Origin of the sequence: Streptantibioticus silvisoli (genome assembly GCF_027947535.2) — a bacterium.
Classification (GTDB): domain Bacteria; phylum Actinomycetota; class Actinomycetes; order Streptomycetales; family Streptomycetaceae; genus Streptantibioticus_C; species Streptantibioticus_C silvisoli.
Window position 1 is genome coordinate 16,858 of record NZ_JAAGKO020000049.1, and the last position, 12,825, is coordinate 29,682.

The 12,825-nt window shown below is 74.3% G+C and carries 10 protein-coding genes and 1 pseudogene; 3 read left to right on the top strand and 8 right to left on the bottom strand.

The annotated features are described in order from the left end of the window. Window positions 1–9 precede the first annotated feature (9 nt). The 6 genes and pseudogenes from POF43_RS26875 to POF43_RS26900 all read right to left on the bottom strand — a co-directional run. Window positions 10–351, bottom strand: a pseudogene (locus tag POF43_RS26875) (tetrahydrofolate dehydrogenase/cyclohydrolase catalytic domain-containing protein); the annotation flags it as partial. Between the two features lie 99 nt (window positions 352–450). Then, the gene (locus POF43_RS26880; protein WP_372516133.1) at window positions 451–1,233 is read right to left on the bottom strand and encodes a cytochrome b/b6 domain-containing protein; all 783 of its coding nucleotides are present in this window, start codon (window positions 1,231–1,233) and stop codon (window positions 451–453) included. Next, a complete protein-coding gene (locus POF43_RS26885; protein ID WP_271324911.1) occupies window positions 1,217–1,933 on the bottom strand; it encodes a molybdopterin-dependent oxidoreductase in 717 nt (238 codons plus the stop codon). Before POF43_RS26885 ends, POF43_RS26880 begins: the two co-directional genes overlap by 17 nt. Window positions 1,934–2,089: 156 nt before the next feature. Then, on the bottom strand, window positions 2,090–3,184 hold the full coding sequence (locus POF43_RS26890) for a slipin family protein (protein WP_271324910.1): 1,095 nt from the start codon (window positions 3,182–3,184) through the stop codon (window positions 2,090–2,092). Window positions 3,185–3,504: 320 nt separating this feature from the next. Beyond that, window positions 3,505–4,578, bottom strand: coding sequence for a S1 family peptidase (locus tag POF43_RS26895; protein WP_271317052.1), 1,074 nt, complete (start codon window positions 4,576–4,578; stop codon window positions 3,505–3,507). Between the two features lie 234 nt (window positions 4,579–4,812). Continuing rightward, window positions 4,813–6,324, bottom strand: coding sequence for a DUF5685 family protein (locus POF43_RS26900; RefSeq protein ID WP_282704796.1), 1,512 nt, complete (start codon window positions 6,322–6,324; stop codon window positions 4,813–4,815). A 318-nt stretch (window positions 6,325–6,642) separates the two neighbouring features. Between POF43_RS26900 and POF43_RS26905 the strand changes: the two genes are divergently transcribed. Then, window positions 6,643–7,089, top strand: coding sequence for a cell division protein SepF (locus POF43_RS26905; protein ID WP_271314909.1), 447 nt, complete (start codon window positions 6,643–6,645; stop codon window positions 7,087–7,089). 611 nt (window positions 7,090–7,700) lie between these two features. On the opposite strand, the gene POF43_RS26910 is transcribed toward POF43_RS26905, so the two are convergent. Beyond that, on the bottom strand, window positions 7,701–9,524 hold the full coding sequence (locus tag POF43_RS26910) for an MFS transporter (protein ID WP_271323134.1): 1,824 nt from the start codon (window positions 9,522–9,524) through the stop codon (window positions 7,701–7,703). 576 nt (window positions 9,525–10,100) lie between these two features. On the opposite strand from POF43_RS26910, the gene POF43_RS26915 reads away from it, so the two are divergent. Continuing rightward, the gene (locus POF43_RS26915) at window positions 10,101–11,123 is read left to right on the top strand and encodes a phosphatase PAP2 family protein (protein WP_271323133.1); all 1,023 of its coding nucleotides are present in this window, start codon (window positions 10,101–10,103) and stop codon (window positions 11,121–11,123) included. A 48-nt stretch (window positions 11,124–11,171) separates the two neighbouring features. Here POF43_RS26915 and POF43_RS26920 read toward each other — a convergent pair whose 3' ends face one another. Further along, the gene (locus tag POF43_RS26920) at window positions 11,172–11,387 is read right to left on the bottom strand and encodes an I78 family peptidase inhibitor (protein ID WP_271316641.1); all 216 of its coding nucleotides are present in this window, start codon (window positions 11,385–11,387) and stop codon (window positions 11,172–11,174) included. Between the two features lie 530 nt (window positions 11,388–11,917). On the opposite strand from POF43_RS26920, the gene POF43_RS26925 reads away from it, so the two are divergent. Then, window positions 11,918–12,733: a DUF8842 C-terminal domain-containing protein gene (locus POF43_RS26925; protein ID WP_271316640.1), complete on the top strand. Its 816-nt coding sequence runs from the start codon at window positions 11,918–11,920 to the stop codon at window positions 12,731–12,733. Window positions 12,734–12,825: the final 92 nt, after the last annotated feature.

Consider the following 12,825-nt stretch of genomic DNA (forward strand, 5'->3'; position numbering starts at 1 on the left):
ATGCCGTACACCGCACACCCCATGCCGTAAGACATCCGCCGCACGTCGTCCGGCGGGGTCGACCCCGTAGGCGTCGAGCAGCCGCATGATCCCGCCCGGGGTGCAGGAGGCGGAGCCGGGGTGGCCGAACGCCATCGCGGTGAACGACCGCATGGTCACGCCGTCGACGTCCTTGGCCGGATCGATCGCCTCGAACGCGGCCCGCTCATCGCTGTGCGCCGGCACGGGGTGCTGCAACAGGATGCCGTGTACCGACGGATCGGCCGACAGCGCGCGGACGGCCGCCACCAGTTCCGCCGTGGTGGTCGCCGCCGGCAGCGGCAGGTGCCTGAGTCGATGCCCGCCTTGGCGTACTCCGCCCCCGCACCATAAGCCCCCGGGCGGCGGGGCCGGGTCGTGGAACACCCGCACGGCGCGCGGCGAAAGCCCCGCGCCGTGGCCGACGGGGCGTCACTCGCCGGGTGGCGGGTTCTCCTTCTCCCACAGCGGGTGTTCGCGGCGGGCCCAGCGGCGGTCGGCGAAGCCGGTGCGCAGGGCGCGACGGGCGTCGGGGTCGCGGACCGCCATGCCGATGTGGCCGATGACCAGCACGCCGATGAAGATGGCGAGCCAGTCGTGCACGAAGGTCGAACCGGTGCGCCACACCAGCGGGGTCAGGTACGGGAACCACATGACGATGCCGGTCCCCAGCATGACCAGCACGGCGCCGGCCATGAAGGACGCGTACAGCTTCTGGCCGGCGTTGAACTTGCCGGACACCCGCGGTCCGGGGACGCGGCGCACGGCGCGGCTGAGCCAGCGCCAGTCGTAGGTGGCGAAGCGGTTGAGGCGGTCGAGGTCGGCGCGGAACGCCTTGGAGGCCAGCCCGGCCAGCAGCGGCAGCGGCAGCAGGACGCCGGACCACTCGTGGACGATGACCAACAGCCGCCGCCGTCCGACGAGTTCGGCCAGCGCGGGCAGGTAGAGGAACGCGGCGGTGACGATGGCGACGCCCATGAGCGCGGCGCTCGCGCGGTGCACCCACCGCTCGGCGGTGGTGAACCGGCGCAGCAGGTCCGGCGGCACGCCGTCCTCCGAGGAGGAGGCCGCGGCGGAGGCGGAGGCGGAGGCGGAGGCGGCGGCGCCCACGGTGCCGCGAACGGCGCCGCCGGGGCCTGTACCGCTGCCCGTGCCGGCGCCGCTGCCTGCGCCCGTGCCGGTGCCGCCGCCCGCGCGGTCAGGAAGTCGGGTCATCGTCGCGTCCGTTCGATTTACCGACCCAGGCGTCGACGTCGTAACCGTAGTGCTCCCAGTAGCCGGGCTCCACGTGGTCGGTGACGGTGATGCCGGAGAGCCACTTGGCGGACTTGTAGAAGTACATCGGCGCCGCGTAGAGCCGCACCGGGCCGCCGTGCGCGGCGGTGACCGGCTTGTCGTCCATGCGGTAGGCGGCGAGCATGTCGGGGCGGCGGGCCTGGTCGAGGGTGAGGCTCTCGGTGTAGACGCCGTCGAAGCAGGTGAAGCGCAGCGCCTTCGCGCCCGGCTGGACGCCGGCCTTGTCCAGCAGGTCCGACAGCTTCACGCCGGTCCACGCGTAGTGCGGCACCCGCCAGCCGGTCACGCACTGCACGTCGCGCACCAGGCGGGTGCTGGGCATGGCGTGCAGGTCGGCCAGTGAGTACGAGCCGGGGCGGTCGACCAGGCCGTCGACGGTGAGTTTGTAGTCCTGGTCGGAGCGGTGCGGGATGGACTCCGAGACGGAGTAGAAGCGGAACCCGCCGCCGCCGGGCAGCAGGCCGGTCACCCCGGTCGGGTCCCTGGAACTGATCTGGGCCAGCAGGTTGTCGTAACTGTTCTGCACGTACGAGCCGGTGGCGGCGCCGAGCACGCCGAGGCCCAGCACCCCCAGCATCACCCGCCGGCCGACCGGTGCTCCCCTGCCATCCTTCGCCATGTACCGATTCGACCACTTCGACGTCGGGGCGACCAGCGGATACCGGCTTCGCGGCCGGTTCGTCAGCCTTCCGTAATACCTGTGAACCTTGTGGGCGCCGCGGATCGTGTGGTGGCGGCGGAGCGGGCGGGACGACCGCCGGGTACGCGGCCGGGCTCAGCCGCTCCCGGAGCCGGGGGTCGCGGAGCCGGGGCCGGGGCCGGGGCCGGTCTCCGGGCCGGGGGCGGCGAAGCCGGTGCGGTCGGCCTCGGAGGGGGTGCCGGAGGAGTCGTCGGACCATTCGTCCGGTGAACGTTCCGGGGCGGACCGGCCCTCGGCCAGCGGGTCGATCATCGGACCGGGGCCCAGCTCGCCGGGGTCGTAGGCGGAGACCGCGGGCAGGTCGGGCCCGGCCTCCACCTCCTCGTCCCCGTCGTCGTGGTGGGTCACGGCCGCCGGCGGCACGGGTGCGGCCGCGCCGTTTCCGCCGCCGTCGTGTCCTGAGCGTTCGCCGCCGTTCTGCCCGGAGCGTTCCAGGAAGCGCAGCAGTTCCACGGGGAAGGGCAGCACCAGGGTGGAGTTCTTCTCGGCGGCGACCGCGGTGACGGTCTGCAGCAGCCGCAGTTGCAGGGCGGCGGGCTGGTCGGCCATGACGGCGCCGGCCTGGGCGAGCTTCTTGGACGCCTGGAGTTCGGCGTCGGCGTTGATCACCCGGGCGCGGCGGTCCCGGGCGGCCTCGGCCTGGCGGGCCATCGAGCGCTTCATGGTCTCCGGCAGCGAGACGTCCTTGATCTCCACCCGGTCGATCGCCACGCCCCAGGCGAGCGCCGGGCTGTCGATCATCAGCGCCAGGCCCTCGTTGAGCTTCTCCCGGTTGGACAGCAGGTCGTCCAGGTCGCTCTTGCCGATGATGGACCGCAGCGAGGTCTGGGCGACCTGGAGCACGGCGTAGCGGTAGTCCTCGACGTTGATGACGGCGTCGATGGGATGGACGACCTTGAAGTAGACGACGGCGTCGACCCGGACGGTGACGTTGTCGCGGGTGATGCCCTCCTGGGAGGGGATGGGGACGGTCACGATCTGCATGTTGACCTTGACCATCCGGTCGACCCCCGGGATCAGCACGCTGAACCCCGGCGACCGGACCCCGGAACGCAACCGGCCCAGCCGGAAGACCAGCGCGCGTTCGTACTGTTTGACGACCCTGGCGCCGGTCAGCAGCAGCAACACGGCGACGGCCAGGACAGGTATGACGATGTCGACGACCAGCATCACGACCCCCAGTCGTGGGCGCCGTCGCGGTCCGAGGACATCACGGCCGGTCAGGCGCTCGCGGGATGTCTTCCCCCTTCACGGTACGCCCGCGGCCCCGGATCGGCGCCCCTCAGGCCGGACGCGGGCCGTGAGGGGCACCGGGGGCGCGGCACGCCGGCCGCGCGGGACCTGGCAGCGGATGAACCGGATGGGGCGGAACGCCGGCCGCGCGGGGACGCAGCAGCGGGTGACGGCGTACGTCGGGCCGAGCGGGACGCCGCAGCGGACGAGCCGGTACGCCGGGCGACCGGACGCCACAGCAGCGGGCGAGGCGTGGCTCAGCCGAGCGAGACGCCGTAGTGGGTGAGGGCGGCGGTGACCGGCTGGAAGAACGTGGTGCCGCCGGTGGTGCAGTCGCCGCTGCCGCCGGAGGTGAGGCCGAGCGCGGTGCCGCCGTCGTAGAGCGGACCGCCGCTGTCGCCGGGTTCCGCGCACACGTCGGTCTTGATCAGGCCGTCGACCACGTCGCCGTCGCCGTAGTCGATGCTGGCGTCCAGCGCGCCGACCGTGCCGCTGTGCACGCCGCTGGTGCTGCCGCGGCGGGTGACGGACTCGCCCACGTAGGCGTCGCCGGCGGTGCCGATCGTCTGGTCGCCGACCGTACTGGGATGCTCCAGCGCGGTGTTGTCGTAGCGGACCAGGGCGTAGTCGCTGCCGGGGAAGGTGTAGCCGGTGGTCGGGCCGATCTTCGTGGTCTGGCCCTGATCGGTGTACCAGGTGGCGACGGCCTGCCCGCAGTGCCCGGCGGTCAGGAAGTAGTAGGTGGCGCCGTCGTGCACGTTGAAGCCGAGCGAGCAGCGGTACCCGCCCCCGTAGATCGCATCGCCGCCGCTGAGCAGGGTCTGGAAGCGGCCGGCGACCCGTTCGACCCGGACGGCCTTGCCGTAGCCCTTGGCGGCGGTCCGCAGCCGGGTCAGCTCGGCCGGGGTGAGGCGGCTGTCGGCGGTGACGACGAGCTGGTCGGCGCGCGGGTCCGGGGCCCAGGCGGTGCCGGCGATGCCGAGGGTGCGCACCGCCCGCCCGGCCGCCCGGAGCCGCGCGCCGGAGTACGCGACGTGCCGGGGAACCGCGCCGGCGGCCCGCACCGCGTCGGCGGCGGCGTCGGAGGTGACGTTGACGACGGTGGCCGCGGCGGCCGGGTCGTAGTAGGCACCGGCGGTGGCGGTACTGCCGAGGTTCTGGGTGAGCCGGGCGACGGAGGCCGGGTTGGCGTCGACCGGGTCGGCGGCCGGCGCCGCGGTGGCCGCGGGCAGCACGAGGGCGCCGGCCACGGCCAGCCCCACGGCGGCCGCGGCGGCGGTGCGGACGCGCGGGGTCAAGACGGTGCGGCGGGCGGTGTGCGGGGTCCTCACTCGTTCCTCCTGCGGGGGTGGAGGGGCCGCCCTCCGCGACGGCCCGTCGGGCCCGCGGGCCGCGTCACGGACGTCCGCCGGGCGGACAACGGCACTCGGCACGGTCGACACCAGGCCGTCACCTTATGACGAATCATCAGCTTTCGGATGATTCCGACGGTCTGTCAGTCAGGTGGCCGACACGGCGGAACGGACCACCGGGCCACCGACCGGCAGGCGGCGCCGCCCGCCCGTTCAGCAACCCGTTCCGCACTCGCAGCACTGGGCGCACTCCAGGCCGCCCTCGCAGCAGTCACAGCAGTCCACGTCGCCGCAGTCGCAGTCGCAGTCGCGGCACCAGCCGGACCGGGGCTCGCCGCTCCACGGATCGCGATAGGCACCGCGGCAGCACACCTGGCACGTGCAGCACATCCCCAGCCAGATCGAGCACCCCCGCAACGTCCCGCGCCGCGGCGGCGGTTGGGGCGGCACCCGGCCGGGCCCACCGAACCGGTCTCCGGGGCCGAACGGACCACGCGGGCCGCCGACCCCGCCCCCGGAGCCGAACGGACCGCCGGTGCCGCCGAATCCGCCCCCGGAACGGAACCCGTCCCCGGGGCCGCCTGATCCGCCGATCCCGCCCCCGGAGCCGAACGGACCGCCGAACCCGCCCTCCGGCCCGAACGCACCGCCACCGCCTGCGAACGGCTCACCGGGACCGTGCGCCCCGCCGTGCCCCGCCCCGTACGACGTCCGCCCCGAACCGTACGACGCCCGCCCCGATCCGACCACACCGCCGAACGCCCCCGCCTCACCGGCCGCCCGGTCGTGGGGAACGCCGCCGGGCACCCCGCGGACGCCGTGGCTCCCCGGCTCGCCGGGAACCCCCCGCACCCCGAGGACCCCGCAGGGCCCCGTACCGAAGACGCGGTCGACGGAGCGGGCGGGTTCGTGGGCGAGGAGGGTGTGGGCGAGGCGGCCGTCCTCGAAGGCGACGTCGCGCAGGGCGAGCCGGATGCCGCGCACCGCGTCGTCGCAGAGCCGGCGGACCTCGGCGAGGTCGGTGCCGGTGGCGGCGATCGGGTTCCAGGCGCCACCGGCCCGGTCGGCGGCAAGGTCCTCGACGGCGTCCAGCAGGTGGGCGAGACGGCCGAACAGCCGGCCGGCCTCGGTCAGCGGCGGCACGTTGCCGGGCCGGCCGGCCAGCACCGCGGTGTGGGCGAAGGCGGCGGCAGTGGCCGTCCCGGTGGGCTCGGTGACGGTCAGCAGCGGGGTGCCCACTCCGGCGAGCGCCTCGACGCCGGCCTGCCGGTCCACCGCGTCGAGCAGGACCGCGGTGTCGAACCCGACGCCGGCGCCGGTGCCGGCGCCCGCGCGGTCCCAGCGGTCGGCGACCCGGCGGGCCGCGGCGGCCACCGGGCGGCGGCCCAGCAGCCCGTCGCGGTCGGCGACGTGGTCGCGCACCTTCGCCGACGCCAGCAGCAGCGAGACGGCGGCCGCCAGCCGGGCACCCTCCCCGGTGGCCACCGGCGCGGTGCGCATCGCCCGCAGCGGGCACGGCCCGGCCGTCCGGCGCCCGCCGGCCCGAGCCGGTGCCTGCGCCTCCACGAGCACGGATATGACGAGTCCGTCGTAGTTGGTGGCCACCCGGGCGAGTTGGCCGTGGTCGTCGCGCAACGCCAGGCACAGGCCGCACAGGTGCGCGGTCCAGGAGACGGCGAGATGTTCGGACATCCGATGCCGACACGGTCGTATGATCCCGAACAACGCATATCCTCCCTGCGTGTCGCTACGGCCACGACGTCGCAGGTCATGCTAGCGAGCGGCGCCCGTCGGAGGGCTCGTCAACTCACTGGACCGAACAGCCGACTTCGATCACTCTTCCGTGAAATCCCGGGCATATTTTTCCTGGCACCCCGTCACGACGCCCGGGGCGGGCGCCACCTGATGCCAGGCCATGTCCCGCTCTGCACCAGAACAGTCACGAATCGATCGTGGGAGGGATTTCCCCTTGGCGCATTGTCAGCATCATGGTCAACCATAGGAGGGCGGACGGTACGGACCGCGCGGTGAGAGGAGGCGTCCATGGGTTCGGTGCGAAAGGCCAGCGCTTGGCTGGGACTCGTCGACGACAGTGACGACGGGCGTTATTACGACGAGGAGTACACGGACTACAACGAGGAGTCCGAGCCCGCCGACGCGTGGGTGACCGATCCGCGGGTGCGGGTGGCCGGTGAGGCGGCCCAGGACCGGGGCCGCCGGATCGCCACGCTCACCCCGGAAAGCTTCCGGGACGCGCGGGTGATCGGCGAGCTGTTCCGCGACGGCATCCCCGTGATCGTCAACCTGACGACCATGGACCCGGCCGACGCGAAGCGGGTGGTGGACTTCGCCGCCGGGCTCACCTTCGGCCTGCACGGATCGATCGAACGGGTGGCGACCCGGGTGTTCCTGCTCACACCGGCCGCCTACCGGGTGGTCAGCGGCGACCAGGCCGGCCGCCGCTCGGACGGCTTCTTCAACCAGAGCTGACCGCCCCGGGCCCCGGCGCGACCGCCGGGACCGGGGCCGTCGCGCACGCCTGGAGCGGGCCAAACGTCACCCGGGTGATACGCCGTGATCCGCTCTCCGCGATCACGCGCCGACCGCCCGGGCCCGAACGGCCCCGGCGGCCGGGCCACGCCCCCGGCACGGTTCTCCCACCTCACGGACACCGCATCCGCCCACGACACGCACGATCCGGTTCCGCCGCCAGCCTCCGGCTCCGGCTCCGGCCAACCCGGTCAACGGCCCCGCGATCCCCCGGCAACCGCCGCCCGGCCCGCGGCAGCGGCCAACGGTCAACGGCCCCGGCACCGGCACCAGCCCCGTGAGTCCCGGCATCTGCCGCCCGGCCTCCGGCCCCGGCCCCACGATCAACAGCTCCGGCTACGGCTCCCGTCCCCGCGATCCCCCGGCAACCGCCGCCCGGCCTCCGGCCCAACGATCAACGGCTCCCGGTCAACGCCCCCGGCCACCGGTCCCGATCAACGGCCGCGGTCGGCGCCCCCGGACCGCGCTCCTCACCCCGCCGGACGGCGGCTCTCCGTTCAGCCCCGGCCACCGCGCCGAACGCGGCCCACCCCGCCGAACACGGCTCTCCGTCAGACGCGGCTCTTCGCACCGACGCGCCCCTCGGCCTGCGCCCCAACCCGTGCGGCCTCCGCCCCGGACCCCGTCGCGGCCTCGTCGGTGGGTTCGGCGGACCCGGTGGGCCCGGCCGGCTCTGCGGCCTCCGTGCCGGGCTCGGAGGTGCCTCCGCAGGCGTTCGCGTGCGGATCGGCGCTGCCGTCGAAGGCGCGCGGCAGGCGCAGCGCGGCGGCGGCTCCCAGCAGCAGCAGGACGGCGCTGACGACCAGCGTGACGTGCAGGCCGTGCACGAAGGACTGGCGGGCGGCGTCCCGCAGGACGGCGCCGGGGCGGCCGCCGAGCTGGTGGGACAGGTCGTAGGCCTCGCCGAGCGAGTGGCCGGCGCCCCGGCTGTCGGCGCGCGGCACCCCGGGCAGGTGGCGCACCCCGGGCGCGTAGAACGCGTTCATCACACTGCCGAGCAGCGCGATGCCGAGCCCGGCGCCGAGCTGGTACGCGGTCTCGCCGATCGCCGCGGCGCCGCCGGCCTGCCCGGCCGGGCATTCGCTGAGCATCGACTCGTACGCGCCGAACAGCGTGGTCTCCAGGCCGAAGCCCAGCAGGACGAAGGCGGCCGTCAGCAGCAGGGGCCGGTCGTGCTCGCCCATGACGGTCAGCGCCAGCACGGCGGACGCGGTCAGGGTGAAGCCGGTCACGACCATCAGCCGGGGGCCGACCCGGTGCAGCACCTTCGAGCCCAGCAGGCCGGCGGCCATCGCGGCGAAGGTCAGCGGGAGCATGCGCAGGCCGGTCTGCATGGGGTGCAGCCCCAGCACCAGCTGGAGGTACTGCACCGCGATCAGTTCCAGGCCGACCAGCGCGAGCATGGCGACGACGATGCAGCCCACCGACGTGCTGAACGCCGGCCGCGAGAACATGCTCATGTCGATCAGCGGGTGTTTCAGCCGGCGCTGGCGGCGCACGAACAGCACCAGGAGCGCGACGCCCACCACCAGGGACACCAGCGTGGGCGGGTCCAGCGGGCTCGCGCCGGCGCCCAGCCGCTTGATGCCGACGATGGCGCCCAGGATGCCCAGGCCCGCCATGGCCGCGCCCAGCAGGTCCCACGGCCCGTCGCGGTCGCCGGTGGACTCCGGCACCAGCCAGCGGGCCAGCGGCCAGATGGCGGCCATCAGCGGGATGTTGATCAGGAAGACCGATCCCCACCAGTAGTGCTGGACCATGAAGCCGCCCAGTACCGGGCCGACGGCGGCGCCCACCGCGGCCACCGCGCTCCACAGGCCGATGGCCAGCGCGCGTTCCCTACGGTCGGGGAAGACCTGCCGGACGATGGAGAGCGTCGCGGGCATGATCATCGCGCCGCCGGCCCCGAGCAGCGCGCGGGCGCCGATCAGCACCGACGCGTCGGAGGCCATCGACGCCACCGCCGAGGCGACGGCGAACAGCGCGTATCCCAGCAGCAGCACCCGGCGTCGGCCGACGCGGTCGCCGAGGGTGCCGAAGAGTATGAGCAGCGAGGCGGCGGCCAGCGGATAGGCGTCCACGATCCACAGCAGCTGCACCGGTCCCGGCCGCAGCGCCTCGGTGAGCGCGGGTATCGCCACGTGCAGGACGGTGGAGTCCAGCGCGACGAACAGCAGGCTCACGCACAGCACCAGCAGCACGGTCCAGCGGTTCGCGGGGCCGGCGGGGGCCGGGGCGGCGCCGGGGCCGCCGGGCAGGGCGCCGTCCGGCGAGACACGCTGCCGGGGCGTGCCGCCCGGCGGGGACCCGGCGCGACGGCCCGGAGTCGCGGGGGCCTTCGACTTCCAGGATCCGGCCGTGGTGGTCCCGGCCATGCAACACCTCCGCAATCGAGCGCTCGCGTCCGTCGGGAGCCGGGGCGCCCTGCCGTGTTCCCTGGGGACTCCGGCGGAAAAGAGGGCGAGTCGGCCGCCACCCTACGCGAACGGACCCCGCCGGCGGGGTGGCGAGCGGCTCCCGGCCGGGGGCCTGTCCCCCGGTACTACGCCGTCGGGCCGCCGTCGCCCATGGGTCGGGCAGCAGCCTGCCACGTGGTGTTTGTCACACGGTGGCCGGCGGCCCGGGCGGCGGGCGGTGCGCCCGCCCGGGCCCGGCGGGCGCCGGAGCACCCGGTCCGGGTCGGCCGGCGAAATCCCGTCGCCCTCGGCAGCGTCCGGCGGGAATTACGCAGGTCATCATTCACAGGATTCTCCGAGGAAATGCGGGGCAGGAAATGCCGTGGCCCCGGCAGGGCCGTCGATCGCTCCGCCGCGGCGATACCCCGGTGGAACCCCGGCGAAAGTGGAAATGGTGAGACGGCACCCTTGGCGTGACAGTTGCCACATCACATCGTCATCACGAACGTGCTTCTTCGGCCGAACACTGCCGTCACACGCTGTAACGTCCCTTGAGTGCGTACCGACCGAATCGTCGCCAGCCCGACGCAGGAGCGACCCGACGACCGCGAGGTCCCCGGGATGAGCCGAACGCGCCTCGTGCTGTTCGGCACCACGCTGGTGGCCTACGCGGCCACCGTCGTCGCCGTGCTCGCGAACACCGCGCTGGTGCGGCTGGACTGGCAGGTCATGCTGTTCCGGCCGTACAAGCAGTGGCCTCGGTTCCACGCGTTCCTGGACTACTTCGTGGTGCTCGGCCAGCGCGGCCCGACCGCGGTGCTGGTGGCCGCCTGGCTGGGCTGGCGCACCTACAAGCAGCGTTCGCTGCGGCCGCTGCTGGTGCTGGGCACCTCGCTGCTGCTGCTGAACATCACCGTCGGCGCGGTCAAGTACGGCCTGGGCCGCCTCGGTCCGCACTACGCCACCAGCGTCGGGTCCGCCGAACTGTTCATGGGCGGCGACATATTCCCCTCCGGTCACACCGCCAACGCCGTGGTGACCTGGGGCGTTCTGGCGTATCTGGCCTCCACGCCGTTCGCCCGGCGGGTCGGGTCGGTCATCAGCGCGATGCTCGCCATGGGCGTCGGCATGACCACGATCTACCTCGGCACGCACTGGGTCAGCGACGTGCTCAGCGGCTGGTGCGCCGGCCTGCTGGTGCTGCTGGCCCTGCCGTGGTTCGAGCCGGCCGTCGCGCGCGCCGAGGAATGGCTGATGGGGCTGCTGCGCCGGGTGCTGCCCGCCCGCCTCACCGGTGCCGTCGAGGCGCCCGCCGTCGTGCCGGCGGCCGGCCAGGGCGCGCCGGAGCAGGAACCGGCCCCGGCCTGCGGCACGGTCCGCGCGGGCTCCGCGCCCGCCGCCGCGGCCACCGCGGCCCGCGGCACCGCCACGCACCACAGCGGCGTACGCCCCCACGCCGGCCGCTACGAACGCCCGACGCCGCCACCGGGTGCCAACCGCCGGCCGCATCCGGAACGCCCCGCCCGCCCGGCCACCCCGCCGGTGCCGGTGGTGCGCGGCCGGGGCGGCCCGGCCTGACCCGGTCCGCCGCCGGCCCCGCCGCCGATCGGCCCGGCAGCCCTGCCGTCAGCCCCGCCAGCAGCGGGTGACGGCGCCGTCGGCCACGGTGAGGTTGAGCCGGCCGGCGACGTATTCCAGCGTGATGACGGCGTCCGGCGGCAGGACGCGCACGGTCCGCCAGCCGGCGTCCGCGGCGCGTTCCCGCGCCCGGCCGGGGTCCAGGCCGACGTAGGCGTCCAGGTCGTCGTGCGGGTCCTGGGGGATCCCGGGCAGCGGTGTCATGAGCCCCACGGTAGGCCGGACAGCGCCCGGAACGACCGCGCCACGTCACACTTGTGTCACAGTGCGCCGCGAAACGTTTGACATGCGGCATTCACCCGAACGACGGGTGACGCCCGCCCGGATACCGACGACTCCCGCGGCCGTCCGAATTCGACGCGGCGTCAGATACGGCGGCAATTTCCTAAAGCATTGTCGCTGCTCCCGGACGGCTTCGAACGGTTAATACGGGAACGGTATTGCGGGGCATCAAACGGAATCCGCGTTCCGCACGACGGCGCACGCGCACACGTCCTTCACAAAATTGCGGCGAGGGTGCGTCCGTTTTCGTCCCGGACATCCGCCCGTACCGGCGGACCGTTCGACGTGGAGTGATCGATTCCGCCGGAACGGTCACCGTGAGCGCCCGGTGTACCGCCCGCCCACGGTGACGTTCCGCCGCGAGCGTGACCCCGGCGGTGGGTGGCCCGTTGTCACGGTGAGCCGGACGTCCCGCGCTCACCGTGACCGCACCGCACCCCGAGGAGTCATCCGTGCCGCCCTTGCTCGACGTCAGCGACGAGGTACGCGCCGAGATCGGCGATGCGGAGGCCGAACGCCTGCTCGCCGGCGAGAACGCCCCCGGCCCCTACGACTGCACCTCCTGCCGCACCCCCGGCGACACCAACCAGGAACGCACCAGCACGGTGCTGTTCGTGGGCGAGGAGACCGCGGTCCTGGCCTTCGCGCACGCCACCTGCATCCCGTCCCAGGTCGTCCCGGTCTCCGAGGAGCAGGTGCGGTCCGCCGTGCGCAGCATCAACGGCGACGCCGCGATGGCCGCCGGGGCGCCGGCCGCGCCCTCGGTGCCCGCGCAGGGCGGTGGCCAGGACGTGCCGCGGCAGGCGGTGCTGGGCATCACCTGCGGCCTGGTGCTGTGCCAGGGCAGCCTGTACCCCGCGCTGGTCATCGAGCCGACCGGGCCGGTCGGCCGGCCGGGCAGCACCGCGGACGACGAGTTCCTGCTGCTGCTGCACGAGGAGGGCTTCCACCCCGTCCTCGGCCTGGAGACCGCCCCGCCGCGGCTGCCGGGCTGGTCGGTGCTGCTGGCGATGGGCAAGCTGCACGCGGTGCTCCAGGGCGGCACCAACAGCCGCAACTCCACCGCCTGGTGGCAGGCCCACCAGCCGCTGTCGGTCAGCGACGGCTGGCGCAGCGCGGCCAACCGCACCAACGAGGTGTTCGTCTACGCCGCGCCGGTCGGCACCATCGGCCGCCAGCCGCGCGAGGACCTGATGCGCGACGCCCTGGACCGCGCCGCCGCCCGCGGCCTGCTCGTCGGCGGTGTCATGCCGCTGGCCGGCACCTGACCGACGGCTGCGGCCCCCGGCGCCCGCACGGCCCCGTCGGCGGCCTCACCCGTCAGGAGGCCGGGAAACTCCCCCACCCGGGCGTTCCCGGC

What these genes read in the sequence shown, in the direction of transcription:
- POF43_RS26880 (WP_372516133.1), bottom strand. Translation starts at nt 1,233, where the DNA reads ATGACCCGACTTCCTGACCGCGCGGGCGGCGGCACCGGCACGGGCGCA.
- POF43_RS26885 (WP_271324911.1), bottom strand. Translation starts at nt 1,933, where the DNA reads ATGGCGAAGGATGGCAGGGGAGCACCGGTCGGCCGGCGGGTGATGCTG.
- POF43_RS26890 (WP_271324910.1), bottom strand. Translation starts at nt 3,184, where the DNA reads ATGCTGGTCGTCGACATCGTCATACCTGTCCTGGCCGTCGCCGTGTTG.
- POF43_RS26905 (WP_271314909.1), top strand. Translation starts at nt 6,643, where the DNA reads ATGGGTTCGGTGCGAAAGGCCAGCGCTTGGCTGGGACTCGTCGACGAC.
- POF43_RS26910 (WP_271323134.1), bottom strand. Translation starts at nt 9,524, where the DNA reads ATGGCCGGGACCACCACGGCCGGATCCTGGAAGTCGAAGGCCCCCGCG.
- POF43_RS26920 (WP_271316641.1), bottom strand. Translation starts at nt 11,387, where the DNA reads ATGACACCGCTGCCCGGGATCCCCCAGGACCCGCACGACGACCTGGAC.